The sequence below is a fragment of the Thermococcus indicus genome (genome assembly GCF_006274605.1).
In the GTDB taxonomy this organism is placed as follows: domain Archaea; phylum Methanobacteriota_B; class Thermococci; order Thermococcales; family Thermococcaceae; genus Thermococcus; species Thermococcus indicus.
Genome location: NZ_CP040846.1, coordinates 236,438 through 255,876 on the forward strand (window position 1 = coordinate 236,438; position 19,439 = coordinate 255,876).

Sequence of the window (19,439 nt, forward strand, 5' to 3'; positions counted from 1 at the left end):
GGTAAAATAATGCTAACCTTTTATGTTTTGATTTTTTATTTGGGGGCTACCGCAGTATCGGCCACGCCAACCTGGCTTGAACCCGGAACCTACGTTACCTACGCGGTCATCGTTCCGAAGGACGCGAGGTTCGGGACGAACAGCGTCATGGTCAAGCTCGACATGCTCAACGAGCGCTCCTTCGAGGCGCTCTATCCCTACCTTGTTAAGGCGGAGGGACGGAACGTCTCGCGGGACGAGAACTACGTTACCCCTCTCTGGCCGACCGGAACCTCCTACCTCACCTTCAGGGTCCTCTCCGTGGACAACAACACGGCCAAAATCCTCGTCAGGCTTGAGCTCCACGATGTGGCGATTGAAAGGCCCGACCTCGCGAACGCGAGCGTGCTCGTGCTTTCCGAGGTTCTCACCCTTGACTTGAGGACCGGCGCCTACGTTATAAACGGCACGCCCGTTGGCAGGCCGAGCTTCTTCGTAGACCCCTCCAATCCGCCGGGCCCCGGCGCCGTCCTCCTGAACGTCACGGTTCCGGAAGGTGGAAACTGGGTGATGGGAGTCAAAAACCTGAGCTACTCCCGTTACAGGGACTTTGAAGTCCTGACGCACCTGCGCGCCTTTCATCCGCCGTTCATCTACCTCGAATCTGACGTGGTGAGGTTCAACCTCCACGGCCCGGACTACAGCTTCTCAGGGGGCACGGGCTTCTCGGCCCTCTACGACCCCTCTACCGGCCTGATGATAGCGTCCGACATGTTCTCAACCCCTCCCGAACTCGTTCTCATGGGTGTGGTTAGCTCCACGATAGAGGACGTGAACGCCTCGCGGGCCCTCCGCAAACTCCTCGCCGAGAACTCTAAGAAACGCTGGCTTCAGGGCTGGAACCTCTACGCGACCAACGTGGAGTTTCGGGATGAGGGCCCCTTCGAGAGGCCCGGCAGTCCCCTCGTGTACTACTTTGCCCTCTCCGTCCTCATAGCCATCGCGGTTGGCATCAGGGACCTTTGGAGGTGGGTTCGATGAAAATCCTCTGCTGGGAGCTTGAAGACCCGCTCAACTTAGCCGTCTTCGCCTTTGGCTTCCTGCTCATCGGAACTTCCCTCTTCCTCAGGGGAATTCGGGTCTCAAATCACTTTATGGTGTCCCCGCCGAGCGAGGACTTCATAAGGGCTTTCTCTTGGAGAGCCATGGGCATCAGCGTTCCCCTTCTCTCGGACGAAGTTTACACCGCCTTCATGCTGACGGCGGTTCTCCTGGCATCGCTCGTCCTGCGGAACGACAGGGACACGCGCTTCGCCCTCTCGCTCTACTCCCTCCCCGTAGGGAGAAAGAGGCTTGTTCTCTCCAAGGTTTTAGCCGTTTTCATAATGCTCTTCGTTGCATCTTTCGTCCCGTTCCTTCTGACCGTTCTTTACATCTTCGGCGACACAGGAAACTTCTTTCTCACGGCCTTCCTCTCAAAGGGCCTCCTTCCCTTATACCTGCTTTACTGGACACTGGCCGTTCTCTACGTGGTCGCGGTTTCCTCCCTTGTTGCCATGGGTTCCCCCAACACCTTCGTCTCGGTGATGGTCGGGCTCTCGGTTCTCTACCTGCCCCACTCGTTCGGAGTCTCTTCGTTGCCCCCGGCGGTTCTCAACTCGGCGATATTCCACGCCTACACTTCAGGCGTTTCTCCTTCCGGATGGTCCATGGAACTCCTCTCGTCCGCTTTCCTCCCCTGCGTTCTTCTCCCCCTTTTCCTCATTGCCCTGACTCTTTACCTCGCTGAAAGGAGGGACGTGAGGTGAGGCTCATCAGGCTCATCCTCTTCCTCGTCGCGGCCTTCACGCTGGTGGCTTTCGCTGTTCAGCACGCCGAGCTCTCCAAGCCCTACTCGGACTTCGCAGTTGGAACCTCCTGCTCGGTCGTCCCGTCGGCGAGGGTTCTCGTTCTCAACATGAACGGGCAGGGCAACTACTCCGTAACCTTCTACGACCCGGTGGAGGGCAGAGTCCTCTACTCCTCCACGCTCTTCGGTTCTGGAGGAGCAATCGTAACGCTCAACCACTCGGGCCCCTACTGTGTCGTGGTATCCTCGGAGGCACCTGCTTCCGTGGCAATCTCCGGCCGGGGGAGCTACCCGTCTTCGAGGGCCCTCTCAATTGAGTACCTCGTAGGCGGCACCTCGGCGCTCCTATTCGCCCTCCTGGGGGTGAGGAGATGATAATCCGTGCAGAGCACCTCACGAAGCGCTTCGGCCACGTAACCGCGCTCGACTCGGTGAGCGTTGGAATCGGCGAGGGCGTAACCCTAATCCTCGGACCCAACGGTGGGGGCAAGAGCACTTTTCTTAACCTCTGCGCCGGAACTTACAGGCCGACGGCCGGAACCGTCAGGGTGTTCGGCGGAGACCCGTGGGCAGATGAGAGGGTTAGGGCGAAGTTCGGCGTTTCCTTCGACCCTCCGGCGCTACCAAGGCACAGGACGGGCCGCGAGTGGCTTGAGTTCCTGGCCGAAATCCGCGGGGGTTCAATCTCCGGTATCGTTGAGGCTTTCTCCCTTGGGGGCTTTCTCGACAGGAGGATTTCAACCTACTCTGCTGGCATGGCGAAGCGCCTGAGCATAGCCTCAGCCTTTGTGGGCACCCCCGAGCTGGTTCTGCTGGATGAGCCGCTTGCGAACCTTGACTTTGACGCAATACCCGAAATTGCCGGTCTGCTGAGGCACTTTGCCTCCGAGGGCATCTCAATGGTTGTAGTTTCCCACATATGGAAGCCCTTCGTCGAGTTCGCCGACAGGGCGGTTGTTATAGCTGGAGGGAAGGTGAAGCTCGATGGCAGCGTTGAGGAGGTTGTTTCTGCTCTCAATCTTATTTAGCATGCTGTTCGTACCGTTCGCGTCCCCAACGCCGGTGCTCTTTGAATTCAGCGGTCAAGTAAAGGTTGGGGATTTAAACGCGACAGCTCCGACCGTGCTGAACCTGAGCACCGGGGTGTGGCCGGTTGAGCTGTCCGCCGGGAACGTCACTCTAATCTTTAACCTGAGCATTGGCGACGTGCCCCTCGTTGTGAGGGTGGACGAGCCTCTCCTGGACGGGGCCCTGAGCGGATTCTCGACCGCGACCGTTTTCTTAGATGGGAGAAAAGTCCCCGCGCCGGAGTCCGAGGAAACACCGTGTATGTTGGCTCCAAACTGGACCGCCGGGGAGGGTATGGACTCGGCGATGGGGCCATCAAAGCCCGTCCCGATGGAGACGGTTCTCTTCGCATCGTGCCGCGTGAGGGACTACCTCCTCCTTCCCAGCGGCCTGCCGGTGGCGGTTGAGTACGCGGGCGTTAAAAAATACTGCCTCGTCAAAATTTCGGCGGAGGGGGGCGGCTGGAGCTCCTATGGGGGCTGTTCCCGCCAGCCAGTTGAGAACGCCGTGGTTCCTCTCCCCGTGAGAATCCTCTCGAAGCCGGCCAACGCCACCGTTTACGTCAACGACTTTCACCTTTTCGGGGAGTGGTTTACCCCGATGAGGCTCTACCTGCCCTTCACTCCAGAATTGAGCTCTTACAGCATCTCGCTCGGCGCTAACGGCTACCCCTTTGTCTCCGGCGTCGTGGCTTCGGAGAAAAATCTCACCGTCTTCGCAGATCTCTCAGCACTGTCACGGGTGGTTTCGGTTCATCCGGAGAAGGGAACCCTCAAAGTCTCGACGAGGCCCTCCAACGCAAGTCTGGCGATTTTTGCGGGAAATCGGAAGGTTTTCTCCGGCAGGAGTCCGCTCAGGCTGGCCCTTCCCGCCGGGACGTACACCGTCAGCGCCTCCCTCCCGGGCTACGGGGGGATTGTGGAGAACGTGACGGTTCCGGTCAACGGAAGCGTCTCGCTGAACCTGACCCTCAGCCCCCTGCCGGCTGAGCTCAACGTTACCACCGTCCCGTTGGGAGCGGAGGTGAGGGTCGGGAACAGAACGTGCACCTCTCCCTGCTCCCTGAACCTGACCCCCGGTGTTTACAACGTTTCGGCCTCCCTTCGGGGCTACCTTCCAAATTCCACTCTCGTTCTACTGTCCCCGGGGGATTTACGGAACATTTCACTGCAGCTCGTACGGAGGCCTATCCTCAGAATCCTAACGTCGCCAGGGGGTGCCACCGTCACGGTTGGCGAAAAGAGGTGCCTCACACCCTGCAACATCTCCCTGATACCCGGTAACTACAGCGTGACCGTGGAAAAAGAAGGTTACGAGAAAGTCTTTCTCATGGTTTCCCTTCACGTTGGTGACGTGACCATGGTTAATGTTTCCCTGAGGGAAAGGCTTCCCCTCACGTCGTCATCCGAAACGGCCTCTCATGAAACCACCGGGACGGTGCCACGGTCTGTGGGGGGAGATTGGGAACCAGTGCTGGCAGTTCTTGCATTGCTAATTGTTGCGGCTCTGTTTATTAAAATACGGAGGGGAGGCTAATCTTGAGTCGGAACAGTTCCCTAATTCCCCGTAACTTTTTTAAGGTCTTGCCCCCATGAACTAATTGATAACAAAAAGTAACTAAAGGGGGTGATGCCCGATGGTGGGGAGGGTGAGGACGGGCATCCCCGGGATGGACGAGGTTCTCCACGGCGGAATCCCCGAGAGGAACGTCGTTCTCCTGAGCGGCGGTCCGGGGACTGGTAAGACGATATTCTCACAGCAGTTTCTGTGGAGCGGCATTCAGAACGGCGAGCCCGGCATATACGTGGCACTGGAGGAGCACCCCCTTCAGGTCCGGGGGAACATGGCGGGCTTCGGCTGGGACGTGAGGAAGTACGAGGATGAGGGCCTGTTTGCGATGGTGGACGCGTTCACCGCGGGCGTGGGAAAGAGCAGGGAGTACGAGAGGTACATCGTCCATGACCTGACGGATATCAGAGAGTTCATAGACGTCCTGAGAACGGCTATCAAGGATATCGGCGCCAGGAGGGTGGTGATAGACTCCGTCACTACCCTCTACATCAACAAGCCGGCGATGGCGAGGAGCATCGTGATGCAGCTGAAGAGGGTTCTCGCCGGTCTCGGTGTTACGAGCATACTCGTGAGCCAGATAAGCGTTGGCGAGAGGGGTTTCGGCGGGCCCGGCGTCGAGCACGGCGTTGATGGCATAATAAGGCTCGACCTCGACGAGATTGACGGCGAGCTGAAGCGCTCGTTGATAGTCTGGAAGATGCGCGGAACTAGTCACAGCATGAGGAGGCACCCCTTCGAGATAACGGACAGAGGAATCGTCGTTTACCCCGACAAGGTTCTCAAGAGGAAGGGAGTAATAGAACTCGAATGAAAAACCTGGAATGGGGGTGAGGAAAGATGGTGGAGGTTCCCCTCAACCCCCTCGGGAGGGAAGAGATACACAGGCTTGAGAGCGTGCTCCTCTTCGCGACGCTCTTCAGGCCGGAGGTCATAGAGCTCATCAAGGACCCTGCGGAGAGGCTGACATGGGTGGACAGCTTAGCGGTAGCGGCCGGGGCGATAGCGAGGGAGAAGGCCGGCATGACCGTCAGAGAAATCGCCGAGGAGCTCGGCAGGACCGAGGCGACGATAAGGAAGCACCTCAGGGGCGAGACCAAGGCCGGTCAGCTCGTCAGGGAGACCTACGAGCTCATAAAGGGTGGCAAGCTCGATGAGCTCGTTAGGAACGTCGAGGTTTTGGCAAAAGGTGGTCAGCTGGTTGCACTTGAGGAGTACGAGAGGCTCAAGAGGGAGAAGGAGGAACTCGAGGGGAAGGTCAGGGCCCTCGAGGAGGAGAACAGGGAGCTGAAGGCGAAGCTTGAGAACGTCAAGAGAATCCTGGACGACGCGCTGGACAGGGTAAAAGAGATAGAAAAGCTTCTATGAGACCTCTTATCCCTTCCCGTTCTTTCTGAGGGCCTCTTCCCACGTCATTATCATGTGGGTGTAGGTGTCGTCGTCCTCCTCGATGCCTCTCTTTATCTCGCTGACGTGGGCGTATTTGGCTTTGAACTGCTCGAGTATGTAATCGACGGCCTTCTCGGGGTCGGCCTTGGTGCCGCAGGTGTAGACGTCCAGAGCGGCGTAGCCTCTTTCAGGCCAGGTGTGGACCGAGATGTGGCTTTCGGCGACTATGACGACGCCGCTGACACCGGTCGGGGAGAACTTGAAGAAATAGCTTGACTTGACCTCCATATTGCTGACCTTGGCCGCGTCGAGGAATATCTGCCTTATCCTGTCAGCGTCACCGAGAACCTCAGGATCGCAACCTGCCGCTTCGACAACGTAGTGGAACCCGATGGTCTCTATCTCGCTCATGGTCTCTCACCTCTTGTTGCTCCTATTACGTACCCTTTTTAAAGTTAAGCCCTTGAGCGGGGAACTATGGACGGGCCGTTCTGCCGTTGAACTGCTTTGAATTGGCCTGGAATGCATTGAACTGTTAAATTCTGGCTGTTATTGAAATTTTCCGAAAGCTCCTGGGGGATTGGGCTTAGTCCCGATTTGAAGGCTATTTCATTAATTAAGCCCCCTCTCCGCCCCCGTTTGGTCTGCTCATCGCTGGCCATTTCCAGGCATGAACCACTAATTTTAAAACTCATGCTTCCAACTAACGACAAGTTTTGCAAAAACTAACGACGGGGTGAAGGTATGTCGAAGCCTAAAACTAAGGCAAAGCCCACGGCCGGTGACGCCGTGAGGGCAAGGAAACGAAAGAAGCTTGGCTTTCTGGCCGAGATGGAATACAAAAGAATGATCCTGTATCCGTTGGTGGTATTCCTTGTGGCTCTGATTCTGCTCGCGGTTAACTTCCCCACGCTTGGAATAGACCTCCAGGGCGGTGTGGTCGTCACCGCCTATGGAATCGATGCGAACCCCGATGAGCTCGCCAAGACCCTGAGCGCCCAGCTGGGAGTGGACGTGAGGGTCGAGAGCTTCACCAGCGTTGATACCAGCGGTATCAGGGTTTACGCTCCCGTCGGTACTGATCCCACGGAGATAATAAAGATACTGAAGCACGACTATCCCAACGCGGAGTACACCCACAGCGAGGTTCAGCCCACCTTCGGTAAAATCGCCCAGCAGCAGGGAATACGGGCCCTCGTCTTCGCGTTCCTCGCAATGGCGGTGGTGGTGTTCCTGTTCTTCAGGAACCTCGTGCCGTCGATGACCATAATCTTCTCGGCCCTCTCTGACATGACCATAGCCGTCGCCCTCATGGGCCTCTTCGGCATTGAGCTGACAACGGCCACGATAGCGGCCCTGCTCATGCTCATCGGTTACACCGTTGACAGCAACATCCTCCTGACCACCAAACTCCTCAGAAGGAAGGAGGACAGCGTGGATGAAGCATACCTGAGCGCGGTCTCTACCGGATTCACGATGAGCACAACCACCCTCGGCGCCCTGCTCGTGCTCTGGATCATATCCACCAGCCAGACCATCGACAACATTGCCATAGTCCTCATCTTCGGTCTGCTCGCGGACTTCATGAACACGTGGGTTCTTAACGCCGGCGTGCTGAAGTGGTACCTCTCAAGCCCGGCAAGGGGTGGTAGCGAATGAAGAGAAGAACCAGGAACCTTCTCCTCAACTGGAGGATAATCCTGCTCACCCTGTTCCTCGTGGGCTCCGTGGCCACCCTGGCCTTCAAGCCCCTGACGTTTGGAATCGATATATCCGGTGGCGTTGCCCTCGTCGCCCAGACGGAGCACCCCGTTGACAGCGATACGATGCAGCTCGTCGTCAGCTCGCTCCAGAAGAGGCTCAACACCCTTGGACTGAGGGACATCACCGTCGAGGCGCAGGGAGACCAGATAGTCCTCATCAAGGTCGCCAACGTCAGCACCGCGGAGGAGGCCAACCAGATAAAGTCCGTCATCGAGAGTCAGGGTGTGTTCTACATGGAGTTCAGCGGAACCGTGTTCGGAACCGGTGAGGACGTTGAGTACGTTGGAATATATCAGATAAAGCCCGACAACAGCTGGGCCGTTCCGTTCAGGATATCCAAGGGTGCCGCCGAGAAGTTCGCCGAACTCGCCTACGGTAAGAAGGGCTGGCCCGTTGACATGTTCCTCGATCCCCCGGTCAACTCCCTGATGGTGGTTCCGGACTCGGTTTACAGGCTCATGAACAGCACCGACTTCAACGCCGAGGCCCCGAACGCCCCGACCCTCATGGAGAGGATCGGCCAGGCCTTCAACGTAACCGTCGTCGCCTACGCCAACCAGAGCGCGGATGAGATAGCCAAACTCGCGGAGGGCAAGGATAAGATAGTCCTCGTCGATGTCCCGCAGGACCTGCAGACCCGGCTCGAGGGAATGAACCTCACGGTTCGCTATGTTCCGAGGGCCCCCGGCGAGAGCGATCACGCACTTATAGTAAGGGTTCTCGGTCTCTACGGCCCCTACTCCCTCGGTGAGGGTCTCACGGTCGGTGAACCCCAGCAGGACGTTCAGATCACCGGAGCCGCCCCGGACAGGCTCACCGCAGAGCAGGAGGCCAGCACGATATACACCGTTCTCAAGAGCGGCTCGCTTCCGGTCAAGCTCAACGTCGTCGGCATGGAGTTCATATCCCCGCGCCTCGGGGAGAACTTCAGGACCCAGGCCCTCTACGCCGGTCTCGCCGCCCTGATAGCGGTGCTCCTGATCGTATACTTCCACTACAGGAACTGGAGGATTGCCATCCCCGTCGCGAGCACCAGCCTCTTTGAGGTTGTAATAATCCTCGGCTTCGCGTCCCTCATAAACTGGAACCTCGACCTCCCGAGCATCGCGGGTATCATCGCGGCGATCGGTACCGGCGTCGATCAGCAGATAGTCATAACCGACGAACTCCTCAGCGGTGAGAGAAGCACCAGGATAACCAGGCGCGCCAGCGTTCTCAGGAGGATGGGAAGGGCGTTCTTCGTCATCTTCGCCTCCGCGGCGACGACCATAGCGGCCATGAGCTTCCTGCTGGTTTACTTCGTCGGAACGCTCAAGGGATTCGCCTTCACCACCATACTCGGCGTCCTCATCGGAATCCTCATCACCAGGCCGGCCTACGCGGAGATAGCAAAATACCTGCTCGGTGAGGACTGATGTTCGTCGTGATAATGGGCGCGGGAAGGGTCGGTTTCCTCGTCGCCAAGATGCTCGAGGAGGACGGCCACGACGTCACCATAATCGAGATGGACAAGGCGAGGGCCAAGGAGCTCTCCCTCCTCATCAACGGTTTGGTTATCGAGGGCGACGCGACCGACCCGAAGACCCTCGAGGAGGCCAACATCAAGCAGGCGGACGCCTTCGCGGCTTTGACGGGCAAGGACGACGCCAACCTGCTGGCCTGCATACTGGCAAAGCACCTGAACCCCAAGGTGAAAACCTCCCTCAGGCTGGGGAACCCCAAGAACAGGCGCATCTTCGAGGAGGTAACCGACCTCAAGCGCTACTTCGACTTCGTCATCAGTCCTGAGGAGATAGCGGCGGAGTACATAAGCAGGAACATAGTCACGCCGGGCTTCGACCGCGTCCTTTTCCCGAAGGAGGGCGCCGAGATAGTCCGCTTCACCATCGACGAAAACAGCGAGATAGCGGGCAAGTACGTCCGCGACCTCAAACTGCCCAGGGATGCGCTCATGATAGCCGTTTACGACGAGAAGGGCAACCTGATAATCCCGTCCGGCGACACGAAGCTCCCGGAGAGGGGTCAGGTCATAGTCTTCGCCAAGAACAGCATACTGGACAGCGTGAAGGGTCTCCTCGAAAGGAGAAAACCCAACAATGAAAGTTAATATGACATTCTTTTCAACTTTTATGTCCATCTCTGTTCTTTCCTCGTCATATCTTTGGCGTGGATGCCAAAAACTATTTAAACCGGTTAGGGAAGCCAAAAGCGACGTGTGAGGAAACCTGTTTTCAGGGTCATTGGGGGGCTAATCATGGAGGACGTCATCAAGCAGATTGTTGATGCAGAGAAGCAGGCCGAGGCACGCATCGAGAAGGCCAAGGAGGATGCCAGGGAGATAGTGCTCAAGGCCCGCGAGGAGGCCAAGCTTCTCGAGAGGGAGATAATACAGAACGCTGAGACTCAGGCGGAAGCCCTCGTCGAGAAGGCCCGCGCTGAGGGCGAGGAGGAGGCCAAAAAGGTCCTCGAGGAGGGCAACGCTGAGATAGAGGAGCTCAAGGTGAAGGCCACCAACAACTTTGAGAGGGCCATCTCGGCTGGTATAGCACTCGTGAGAGGGAGCTGACGATGTTCAAGCCTGAAGAGATGGTCAAAATAGAGGTCATCACGCTCAACCGCTACAAGGACAGTCTTCTCACCTACCTCCACGAGAACGGCGTGATTGAGATAAGGGAGCTCAGCGTTGACGTGGCCCAGAAGGACTCGCCGAACGAGTACCACAGGAAGGCCGCCTCGTACAGCATAACCATATCCAGGCTCGTCGATTTCCTCAAGGTGTACAAGAAACAGACTGGGGGCGGCATAAGGGAGTTTATCTTCCCGAGCGAGAGGGCGAAGAAGAAGTACCGGTACGAGGGAGTGGAGAAGCTCATCAAGGACGTTGAGGCGTTCCTGGCCACGGTCGAGCCCGAGATAAAGGCGGTTGAGGGCAAGATAACCTCCACCCAGACCGAGATCGAGAGGATAAAGAACGACATCGCGATTCTTGAGCTGCTCTCCGCGCTCAACCTCGACGTTTCGTACCTTAAATCAACGGGCATGCTTGAAATAGTCGTCGGTACCGTTGACAGGAACAAGTTCAGGCCCCTCGTTGAGGAGGTCGAGAAGGCCACCGAGGGAAGGGCCGTCGTCGTCTCCAAGGAGTTCAAGGACAAGGTTTTAGCCGTTTTCGCCTTCCTCAAGCGCGACTACGAGAAGGCCAACCCGATATTAGCTAAGTACTCCCTCGAGAGGCTCGAGGTTCCCGAGGGGGAGGGAACGCCGAAGGAACTCATAGCGGTTTACGAGGAGAAGCTCAAGAAAAAGGAGGAAGAGCTTGAGAGCGCCAGGAAAGATGCCGAGATGCTGGCGGAGAAGTACTACGACGACGTCGTCTTCTACCAGGAGCTGATGGAGAACGAGCGCGACAAATCCACGGTGCTTCCGATGCTCGCCAGAACCAACATGACCTTCGCTTTGACCGGCTGGCTCCCCAGGGCGGATGTTCCCAGGGTTCTCGAGGGAATAAAGAGGGTTACCGAGGGCAAAGCTTACATCAACGTCCGCGAACCGAGTGCGGAGGAGCTCGACGAGATTCCGATAAAGCTCAGGAACCCCGGCTGGGCGAGACCCTTCGAGATGCTCACCGAGATGTACGGCGTTCCCAAGTACGACGAGATAGACCCGACCCCGATAATAACCTTCACGTACTCGTTCTTCTTCGGCTTCATGCTCACCGACTTCATGTACGGTCTCATCATAGCCATAATCGCGGCGCTCCTCGTCAAGGGACACAGGAAGTTCAACGACGGCACCTACAAGTTCTCCTACACCCTGCTCATCAGTTCGTTCTTCACCATGATCATGGGCGCCATCTTCGGCAGCTACTTCGGCAACGCCCTCGACCTCGCTGGATTCACCGTCCCGCGCGTCTGGGACACCTTCCAGGACGCCCTCGTGGTGCTCCAGCTCGCCCTCGCGATAGGCATAGCCCACCTCTTCCTGGGTTACACCCTGGGCTTCGTGGTCAAGTTCAAGAACGGCGACAAGAAGGGTGCAGTACTCGACCAGCTGTCATGGATGCTCATTATACTTGGAATAGTCACCCTCGTGCTCGGAAGCGGCAGCCCGAGCGCCGGAACCGCCGGCAAGGCGCTCTTTGGAATAGGTCTGGTGCTCTTCGCGATAGGAGAGGTAGTCAACAACGGCGGGCTGGCGGTGCTGCTGATAATCTCGGACTTCTTCGGCTTCGTGGGAAGCTGGCTCAGCTACGCGAGGCTGATGGCGCTGGCCCTGGCGACGGCAGGAATAGCGATGGTCATCAACATCCTCGTGCAGATGGTCTGGGGTGTAAGCATAGGCCCCGTTCCAATAGGCATAGTCATAGGTCTCATACTCTTTGCCGGCGGCCAGCTGTTTTCGGTCGCCATCAACGCCCTCGGAGCGTTCGTCCACTCGCTCCGTCTCCAGTACGTTGAATTTTTCGGTACGTTCTATTCAGGTGAAGGTAAACCCTTCGAGCCCTTCAGGGCAAAAAGAGAAGTTTCCGAGTTGGAGTTTGAAGCTTAAGGAGGTGCATGAAAGATGGACCCGATAGTTTACGTATCCCTTGGTGCGGCCCTTGCGGCCGGTCTCGCCGGAGCCGCTTCGGCCTTCGGTGTTGGTATAGCAGGTGCAGCAGCGGCAGGAGTCGTCGCCGAGGATGAGAAGAACTTCAAGAACGCCCTCATCCTTGAGGGTCTCCCAATGACCCAGAGTATATACGGCCTCATCACCCTGTTCCTCATCCTGATGGTCTCGGGAATCCTCGGTGGCGGCTTCAAGTTCACCGACCCGACCAACATGGACAACGTCGTTAAGAGTGCCATACTCCTCGGTGCCGGTCTCGTGGTTGGTCTCACCGGCCTCTCGGCCATCCCGCAGGGTATCATCGCCAGCGCCGGTATCGGTGCCGTCGCTAAGAACCCGAAGACCTTCACCCAGGGAATCATCTTCGCCGCTATGGCCGAGACCATGGCCATCTTCGGTCTCGTCGGTGCCCTGATCATGATAGTTACCGGAGTCGGCTTCTGACTCCGTCCAAAACTTTCTTTATAGCAGCGAGGAGGAAGGAGGATGGATGGAGCAGAGCTGATCATTCAGGAGATAAACAGGGAAGCGGAGCAGAAGATACAGTACATCCTCAGTGAGGCCCAGAAGGAAGCGGAGCAGATCAAGGAGGATGCGAGGAAGAGGGCCGAGGCTAGGGCTGAGTGGATAATGAGGAAGGCCCAGACCCAGGCAGAGATAGAGAAGCAGAGGATAGTAGCCAACGCCCGCCTCGAGGTCAGGAAGAAGAGGCTCGCCGTTCAGGAGGAGCTCATCCAGGAGGTCATCACCGCGCTTCGTGAGAGGCTTGCGGAGCTTCCCGACGAGGAGTACTTCCCGATGCTCGTTGACCTTGCGGTTCAGGCGGTTGGGGAGCTCGGTTCCGAGAGCGTCGTCGTTCGCTCCAACGAGAGGACTCTGAAGCTCCTCTCGGAGAGGGCCGATGAGTTCAGAAAAGCCCTCGGCGAGAGGCTCGGCAGGGAGATCGAGGTGAGCCTCGGCGAGCCGGTTGGCACCATAGGCGGCCTCGTCGTCGAGACCCCCGACGGCACAGTCAGGGTTGACAACACCTTCGAGTCAAGGATAGAGAGGTTTGAAGGCGAGCTCAGGGCGGAAATAGCCAAGGCTCTCTTCGGGTGAGGGCGATGGAACCAGGAGCGGTGAGCGGAATACTGGACACTACCCTCGCAGTGGTGTTCACGTGGGTGGGATACAAAACGGCCAGGATAATCTGGAAATACACCCCCTACTCTTACCCCAACGCCAGGATAAGGGCGATGGAGGCGAAGCTCCTCACAGAGCAGAGGTTCAACGAGCTGGCCGAGAGCAGGACGCTCCAGAACTTCGTCGTCGGTCTTGAGGACACCGACTACAGGGATTACTTCGCCGACCTCTCGGGCTACGACGTTGAATCCATAGAGAGGGCCCTGGAGAGAGCCCTGGCCGGAACCTACGAGCTGATGGTTAAAATCCTCCCGAAGAGGTCCGCCCCCTTCTTCAGGCTCATGCTTGAGGAGTGGGACGTCAGGAACGTGGCGAGCGTCGTCAAGGCCAAGCTGGCGGGGGAGCCAGCCAGTGATTACGTCATCGAAATCGGAACCATGCTCCCGAAGATCAAGGCCATCGCAGGGGCCAAAACCATGGAGGAGATACTCGTCGTGCTCGAGGGCACCCCCTACGAGGAGCCCTACCAGAAGCTCATCCTCGGCGAGATAACCCCCAGGGAGTTTGAGACCGAGCTCTACAGGATGCACTACGGCAAGCTTCTCGGCTACGCCCTCTCCAGGAAGGAGGATGAACGCGTTATCCTCGAGGAGTTCGTCAGGCTGAAGATAGACAAGCTGAACATCCTGACGGTCCTCAGGGCCAAGGCCGCTGGAATGTCCGCCGAGGAGATAAGGCCAATGCTCATACCCGGCGGGAGCGTTAAACTCGACCCGCTCCTGCACGTGGACGACCTGAGCATGGCACTGGCGGAGCTGGACTCCACCAAGTACGGCCCGGTCATCAGGGACGTCAGGGAGGAGGTTGAGAGGGACCTGAGCGTCCTTGAGAGGGCCCTTGAGAGGCACATCCTCACGCGGGTGAACGAGTTCAACAGGTTCTACCCGCTCAGCGTGGCCGCGCCGCTCGGCTACGTCCTTCAGAAGGAGCGGGAAGTCAGGAAGCTCAGGGCCATAGCCAAGCTCATCAGCGACGGCCTCGAGCCAGAGAGGATAAAGGAGATGGCGGGTGATGCCGCATGAAGATAGCCGTGCTCGGGGACAGGGACACGGCGCTGGGCTTCAAGCTGGCCGGCGCCCATGAGGTTTATTCCTTTGAGGACACGCCTCTCGAGCTTGAGAGGCTCAGGAACAAGCTCAGGGAGCTTATCGAGAGGGGCGACGTGGGAATAATACTCATAACGGAGAGGTTCGCCCAGAGGGTTGAGATACCCGAGGTTACGCTTCCGATCATCCTTCAGGTGCCGGACAAGTCCGGCTCTAGGTTCGGCGAAGAGGCGATTAAGGAGATAGTTAGGAGGGCAATTGGTGTTGAGCTGAAGAGGTGAAAGGAAATGGGAAGGATAATTCGTGTTACGGGTCCCCTGGTCGTCGCCGACGATATGAAGGGCTCCAAGATGTACGAGGTCGTTCGCGTCGGCGAAATGGGTCTCATAGGAGAAATCATCCGCCTTGAGGGTGACAGGGCTGTTATTCAGGTCTACGAGGAGACTGCAGGTATAAGACCGGGTGAGCCGGTCGAGGGAACCGGTGCCTCCCTGAGCGTTGAGCTCGGTCCCGGACTGCTCACCGCCATGTACGACGGAATTCAGAGGCCGCTTGATGCCCTCAGGGACCTCAGCGGAGACTTTATAGCCAGAGGTCTCACCGCCCCGGCCCTTCCGAGGGACAAGAAGTGGCACTTCACGCCCAGGGTCAAGGTCGGCGACAGGGTTGTTGGTGGAGACATCCTCGGCGTTGTCCCTGAGACCAGCATCATCGAGCACAAGATCCTCGTTCCCCCCTGGGTGGAGGGTGAGGTAGTCGAGATCGCCGAGGAGGGCGACTACACCGTCGAGGAGGTCATTGCGAAGGTCAAGAAGCCGGACGGGAGCATTGAGGAGCTCAAGATGTACCACAAGTGGCCCGTCCGTGTTAAGAGGCCCTACAAGAACAAGCTCCCGCCGGAGGTTCCGCTCATCACCGGGCAGAGGACCATAGACACCTTCTTCAGCCAGGCCAAGGGTGGAACCGCTGCCATCCCCGGTCCGTTCGGTTCCGGAAAGACCGTTACCCAGCACCAGCTCGCCAAGTGGAGTGACGCCCAGATCGTTGTTTACATAGGCTGCGGTGAGCGCGGAAACGAGATGACCGACGTCCTTGAGGAGTTCCCGAAGCTCAAGGACCCGAAGACCGGAAAGCCGCTCATGGAGAGGACCGTTCTCATAGCCAACACCTCGAACATGCCGGTCGCTGCCCGTGAGGCTTCAATCTACACCGGAATCACCATCGCCGAGTACTTCAGGGACATGGGCTACGACGTCGCCCTCATGGCCGACTCAACGAGCAGGTGGGCGGAAGCGCTCCGTGAGATTTCGGGCCGTCTCGAGGAGATGCCGGGTGAGGAGGGTTACCCGGCATACCTCGCCAGTAAGATTGCGGAGTTCTACGAGCGTGCCGGCCGCGTCGTGACCCTCGGAAGCGAGGAGAGGGTAGGAAGCGTTTCGGTCATTGGAGCGGTTTCGCCGCCCGGTGGAGACTTCAGCGAGCCGGTCGTCCAGAACACCCTCCGTGTCGTCAAGGTCTTCTGGGCCCTCGACGCCGACCTGGCGAGGAGAAGGCACTTCCCGGCCATCAACTGGCTCAGGAGCTACTCGCTTTACGTCGACGCCATCAAGGACTGGTGGCACCAGAACGTTGATCCGGAATGGAAGGCCATGCGCGACAGGGCCATGGAGCTCCTCCAGAAGGAGGCCGAGCTCCAGGAGATAGTCAGGATAGTCGGTCCCGATGCACTGCCGGACAGGGAGAAGGCGGTGCTCATCGTCACCAGGATGATACGTGAGGACTTCCTCCAGCAGGACGCCTTCGACGAGGTTGACACCTACTGCCCGCCCAAGAAGCAGGTCACCATGCTCAGGGTTATCCTCAACTTCTACGACAAGACCATGGAGGCCGTGGACAGGGGCGTTCCGGTTGACGAGATAGCCAAGCTCCCGGTCAGGGAGAAGATAGGCCGTATGAAGTACGAGCCCGAGCTTGAGAACGTCAGGGCTCTCATGGATGAGACGAACGCTCAGTTTGAGGAGCTCTTCAAGAGGTACGGGGCGTGATGCCGATGCCGGGAATGGAGTACTCAACCGTTAGCAAGATTTACGGGCCGCTCATGATAGTTCAGGGTGTCAAGGGCGTCGCCTACGGTGAGGTCGTTGAGATAGAAACCGAGAGGGGCGAGAAGAGAAAGGGTCAGGTCCTCGAGGCCAGGGAAGACATGGCCATCGTCCAGGTCTTCGAGGGAACCCGTGACCTCGACGTCAAAACGACCCGCGTCCGCTTCACCGGAGAGACCCTCAAGGTTCCGGTCAGCATGGACATGCTCGGAAGGGTCTTCAACGGCATCGGAAAGCCGATCGATGGCGGACCGGAGATCATCCCGGAGGACAGGCGCGACGTCCACGGTGCTCCCCTCAACCCGGTCGCGAGGGCTTATCCCAGGGACTTCATCCAGACCGGTGTCTCTGCCATAGACGGAATGAACACCCTCATCCGCGGCCAGAAGCTGCCCATCTTCAGCGGTTCCGGTCTTCCGCACAACATGCTCGCCGCCCAGATAGCCAGGCAGGCGAAGGTCCTCGGCGAGGAGGAGCAGTTCGCCGTCGTCTTCGCGGCCATGGGTATCACCTACGAGGAGGCCAACTTCTTCAAGAAGAGCTTCGAGGAGACCGGAGCAATAGAGAGGGCGGTCCTGTTCCTCAACCTCGCCGACGACCCTGCAATCGAGCGTATTATCACCCCGCGTATGGCGCTGACGGTTGCCGAGTACCTCGCCTTCGACTACGACATGCAGGTGCTCGTCATCCTCACGGACATGACCAACTACGCCGAGGCCCTGCGTGAGATTTCCGCGGCGAGGGAAGAGGTTCCGGGCAGGCGCGGTTATCCGGGTTACATGTACACTGACCTGGCCACCATCTACGAGCGCGCCGGTCGTGTCAGGGGCAGGAAGGGTTCCATCACCCAGGTGCCCATCCTGACGATGCCGGACGACGACATAACCCACCCGATTCCCGACCTGACCGGATACATCACCGAGGGCCAGATAGTCCTCAGCAGGGACCTCCACAGGAAGGGTATCTACCCGCCCATTGACGTCCTTCCGTCGCTCAGCCGTCTGATGAAGGACGGTATCGGTAAGGGCATGACCAGGGACGACCACCCGCAGCTCAGCCAGCAGCTCTACGCGGCCTACGCCGAAGGAAGGTCGCTCAGGGACCTCGTCGCCGTCGTTGGTGAGGAGGCCCTCAGCGAGACCGACAGGAAGTACCTCAAGTTCGCCGAGCGCTTCGAGAAGGAGTTCGTCGCCCAGCGCTACGACGAGGACAGGAGCATCGAGGAGACCCTCGACCTCGGCTGGGAGCTCCTTGCCGAGCTTCCGGAGAGCGAGCTCAAGCGTGTCAGGAAGGAGTACATCCTCAAGTACCACCCCAAGTACAGGAAGAGGGAGGGCTGACCTCCCCTCAATCTTTAGGTGGTCGAGATGGCAGAGCTGCTCAACGTCAAGCCCACCCGTATGGAGCTCCTGAACCTCAAGAGGCGCATTAAGCTGGCCAAGAAGGGCCACAAGCTCCTCAAGGACAAGCAGGATGCCCTCATCATGGAGTTCTTCACGATATACGATGAGGCGCTCCAGCTCAGGGAGGAGCTTGGCAGGAAGATGGACGAGGCCTTCAGGGCCCTTCAGGCGGCGGAGACAGACGTCGGAATGCTCCGCCTCAGGGAGATAAGCCTCAGCGTCGAGCCCAACAGGGAGGTCGAGATAAAGCGGAGGAACGTCATGGGCGTTCCGGTTCCACTCATAGAGGCGGAATCCTTCAGGAGGAACACGAATGAGCGCGGCTACGCCTTCGTCTCCAGCTCCGCCAAGGTCGACCTCGCCGCCGAGAAGTTCGAGGAGGTTCTCGACCTGGCCGTCCGCCTCGCCGAGGTGGAGGAGACACTCAAGAGGCTCGCGAGGGAGATAGAGGTCACAAAGAGGCGCGTTAATGCCCTCGAGTACATCATAATCCCCCGCATGGAGGCCACGGTGAAGTTCATCAAGCAGCGCCTCGACGAGATGGAGCGCGAGAACTTCTTCAGGCTGAAGAGGGTCAAGGCCCTGATAGAGGCCAGGAGCGGCTCCTGAGCCGTTTATTGCATTCTTTTTCCCTCCGGGCGTTTATGTAGGTGGTTGTGTAGGCAAATCGCTTAAATATTCCTTCTTCGTAACTATCCCCCGGTGGTGAGGATGGGGGAGTACTTCATCGAGCCTGGCCTTGACCCGAGAAAGGACCACGTTCTCTACAGGGATGACGAACACATGGTGGTCTATCTCGGCACTCAGGAAGGGGGAGAGGACGTCGATGTCAACAGCTACCTCATAGTCAGCAGGGGTAAGGGCATCCTCATAGACCCTGGAGGGTACAAGATATTCTCCAAGGTCCTTGCAAACGCCTCCAAGTACGTGGATCCGAGGGACATCGAGTACGTCTACATCTGCCACCAGGACCCCGATGTTGCGGGAAGCCTTCCCCTCTGGAGGGAGGTCAGCAACGCGAAGATCGTTACACACTGGCTCTGGACGAGGTTCCTGCCCCACTTCGGCTTCGAGGATGCCAGGGCGGTCACGCATGAACTGCCTGACGAGGGTGAATCGATGGCATTTGGCGCAACGACCCTCGAGTTCATCCCTGCTCACTTCCTCCACAGTCCTGGCCACTTTACCATATACGACAGGAGAAGCAGGTTCCTCTTTAGCGGGGACATAGGCATAGCAATTCTCGATGATCCATACATCGTTGTTGAGAGCATGGAGCGGCATATACAGGCGATGAAACCAGTCCACGAGAGGCTGATGCCGACGAGCAGGGCCATAAAAGCCTGGCTCGATCGCGTCAGCTACCTTGACGTCGAGGCAATACTGCCACAGCATGGGGCGATTATACCGAAGAAGTTCATACCGCGCTTTTACGACTTCCTGAGAAACCTCAAATGCGGTGTTGACCTCTACCGCTGAG

21 protein-coding genes are annotated in these 19,439 nt (G+C 58.2%); 20 read left to right on the top strand and 1 reads right to left on the bottom strand.

Annotation, left to right across the window (positions count from 1 at the left end):
- Positions 1–39 precede the first annotated feature (39 nt).
- The 7 genes from FH039_RS01255 (at position 40) to FH039_RS01285 (ending at position 5,833) form a co-directional block, all read left to right on the top strand.
- On the top strand, positions 40–1,020 hold the full coding sequence (locus tag FH039_RS01255) for a hypothetical protein (RefSeq protein WP_139679903.1): 981 nt from the start codon (positions 40–42) through the stop codon (positions 1,018–1,020).
- Positions 1,017–1,787: an ABC transporter permease gene (locus FH039_RS01260; protein ID WP_139679904.1), complete on the top strand. Its 771-nt coding sequence runs from the start codon at positions 1,017–1,019 to the stop codon at positions 1,785–1,787. The genes FH039_RS01255 and FH039_RS01260 overlap by 4 nt, the downstream gene beginning before the upstream one ends.
- Positions 1,784–2,203, top strand: a complete 420-nt coding sequence (locus FH039_RS01265; RefSeq protein ID WP_139679905.1) for a hypothetical protein — start codon at positions 1,784–1,786, stop codon at positions 2,201–2,203. The genes FH039_RS01260 and FH039_RS01265 overlap by 4 nt, the downstream gene beginning before the upstream one ends.
- On the top strand, positions 2,200–2,856 hold the full coding sequence (locus FH039_RS01270) for an ABC transporter ATP-binding protein (RefSeq protein WP_206206158.1): 657 nt from the start codon (positions 2,200–2,202) through the stop codon (positions 2,854–2,856). The genes FH039_RS01265 and FH039_RS01270 overlap by 4 nt, the downstream gene beginning before the upstream one ends.
- On the top strand, positions 2,813–4,432 hold the full coding sequence (locus FH039_RS01275; protein ID WP_139679906.1) for a PEGA domain-containing protein: 1,620 nt from the start codon (positions 2,813–2,815) through the stop codon (positions 4,430–4,432). Before FH039_RS01270 ends, FH039_RS01275 begins: the two co-directional genes overlap by 44 nt.
- Before the next feature lie 100 nt (positions 4,433–4,532).
- Positions 4,533–5,279, top strand: coding sequence for a KaiC domain-containing protein (locus FH039_RS01280; protein ID WP_139679907.1), 747 nt, complete (start codon positions 4,533–4,535; stop codon positions 5,277–5,279).
- 29 nt (positions 5,280–5,308) lie between these two features.
- Positions 5,309–5,833 (top strand): hypothetical protein, encoded by a 525-nt coding sequence (locus tag FH039_RS01285; protein WP_139681542.1) that lies wholly within the window; start codon positions 5,309–5,311, stop codon positions 5,831–5,833.
- Positions 5,834–5,839: 6 nt separating this feature from the next.
- On the opposite strand, the gene speD is transcribed toward FH039_RS01285, so the two are convergent.
- On the bottom strand, positions 5,840–6,265 hold the full coding sequence (gene speD / locus FH039_RS01290) for an adenosylmethionine decarboxylase (RefSeq protein WP_139679908.1): 426 nt from the start codon (positions 6,263–6,265) through the stop codon (positions 5,840–5,842).
- A gap of 333 nt (positions 6,266–6,598) precedes the next feature.
- On the opposite strand from speD, the gene FH039_RS01295 reads away from it, so the two are divergent.
- The 13 genes from FH039_RS01295 to FH039_RS01355 all read left to right on the top strand — a co-directional run bounded on the left by FH039_RS01295 (position 6,599) and on the right by FH039_RS01355 (position 19,438).
- Positions 6,599–7,513, top strand: a complete 915-nt coding sequence (locus FH039_RS01295) for a protein translocase subunit SecF (RefSeq protein WP_139679909.1) — start codon at positions 6,599–6,601, stop codon at positions 7,511–7,513.
- Entirely contained in the window at positions 7,510–9,033 is a 1,524-nt protein-coding gene (locus tag FH039_RS01300) for a preprotein translocase subunit SecD (protein ID WP_139679910.1), read from the top strand. The genes FH039_RS01295 and FH039_RS01300 overlap by 4 nt, the downstream gene beginning before the upstream one ends.
- Positions 9,033–9,725, top strand: a complete 693-nt coding sequence (locus FH039_RS01305) for a potassium channel family protein (protein WP_139679911.1) — start codon at positions 9,033–9,035, stop codon at positions 9,723–9,725. The genes FH039_RS01300 and FH039_RS01305 overlap by 1 nt, the downstream gene beginning before the upstream one ends.
- Before the next feature lie 147 nt (positions 9,726–9,872).
- Positions 9,873–10,184 carry a V-type ATP synthase subunit H gene (locus FH039_RS01310; RefSeq protein WP_139681543.1) on the top strand — a complete coding sequence of 104 codons (312 nt, stop codon included), beginning with the start codon at positions 9,873–9,875 and terminating at the stop codon, positions 10,182–10,184.
- A gap of 2 nt (positions 10,185–10,186) precedes the next feature.
- Complete coding sequence (locus FH039_RS01315) at positions 10,187–12,166, top strand: V-type ATP synthase subunit I (RefSeq protein ID WP_139679912.1); 1,980 nt, start codon at positions 10,187–10,189, stop codon at positions 12,164–12,166.
- A 15-nt stretch (positions 12,167–12,181) separates the two neighbouring features.
- A complete protein-coding gene (locus tag FH039_RS01320) occupies positions 12,182–12,670 on the top strand; it encodes a V-type ATP synthase subunit K (RefSeq protein ID WP_139679913.1) in 489 nt (162 codons plus the stop codon).
- Positions 12,671–12,712: 42 nt separating this feature from the next.
- Complete coding sequence (locus FH039_RS01325; protein ID WP_139679914.1) at positions 12,713–13,324, top strand: V-type ATP synthase subunit E; 612 nt, start codon at positions 12,713–12,715, stop codon at positions 13,322–13,324.
- Positions 13,325–13,329: 5 nt separating this feature from the next.
- Positions 13,330–14,430 carry a V-type ATP synthase subunit C gene (locus FH039_RS01330; RefSeq protein WP_139679915.1) on the top strand — a complete coding sequence of 367 codons (1,101 nt, stop codon included), beginning with the start codon at positions 13,330–13,332 and terminating at the stop codon, positions 14,428–14,430.
- Entirely contained in the window at positions 14,427–14,735 is a 309-nt protein-coding gene (locus tag FH039_RS01335) for a V-type ATP synthase subunit F (protein ID WP_139679916.1), read from the top strand. The genes FH039_RS01330 and FH039_RS01335 overlap by 4 nt, the downstream gene beginning before the upstream one ends.
- Positions 14,736–14,741: 6 nt before the next feature.
- Positions 14,742–16,499: an ATP synthase subunit A gene (locus FH039_RS01340; RefSeq protein WP_139679917.1), complete on the top strand. Its 1,758-nt coding sequence runs from the start codon at positions 14,742–14,744 to the stop codon at positions 16,497–16,499.
- Between the two features lie 5 nt (positions 16,500–16,504).
- Positions 16,505–17,896, top strand: a complete 1,392-nt coding sequence (locus tag FH039_RS01345) for an ATP synthase subunit B (protein WP_139681544.1) — start codon at positions 16,505–16,507, stop codon at positions 17,894–17,896.
- 27 nt (positions 17,897–17,923) lie between these two features.
- A complete protein-coding gene (locus tag FH039_RS01350) occupies positions 17,924–18,568 on the top strand; it encodes a V-type ATP synthase subunit D (RefSeq protein ID WP_139679918.1) in 645 nt (214 codons plus the stop codon).
- Positions 18,569–18,670: 102 nt separating this feature from the next.
- Positions 18,671–19,438: an oxygen-binding di-iron domain-containing protein gene (locus FH039_RS01355; protein WP_139681545.1), complete on the top strand. Its 768-nt coding sequence runs from the start codon at positions 18,671–18,673 to the stop codon at positions 19,436–19,438.
- The last annotated feature ends 1 nt before the right edge of the window (position 19,439 follow it).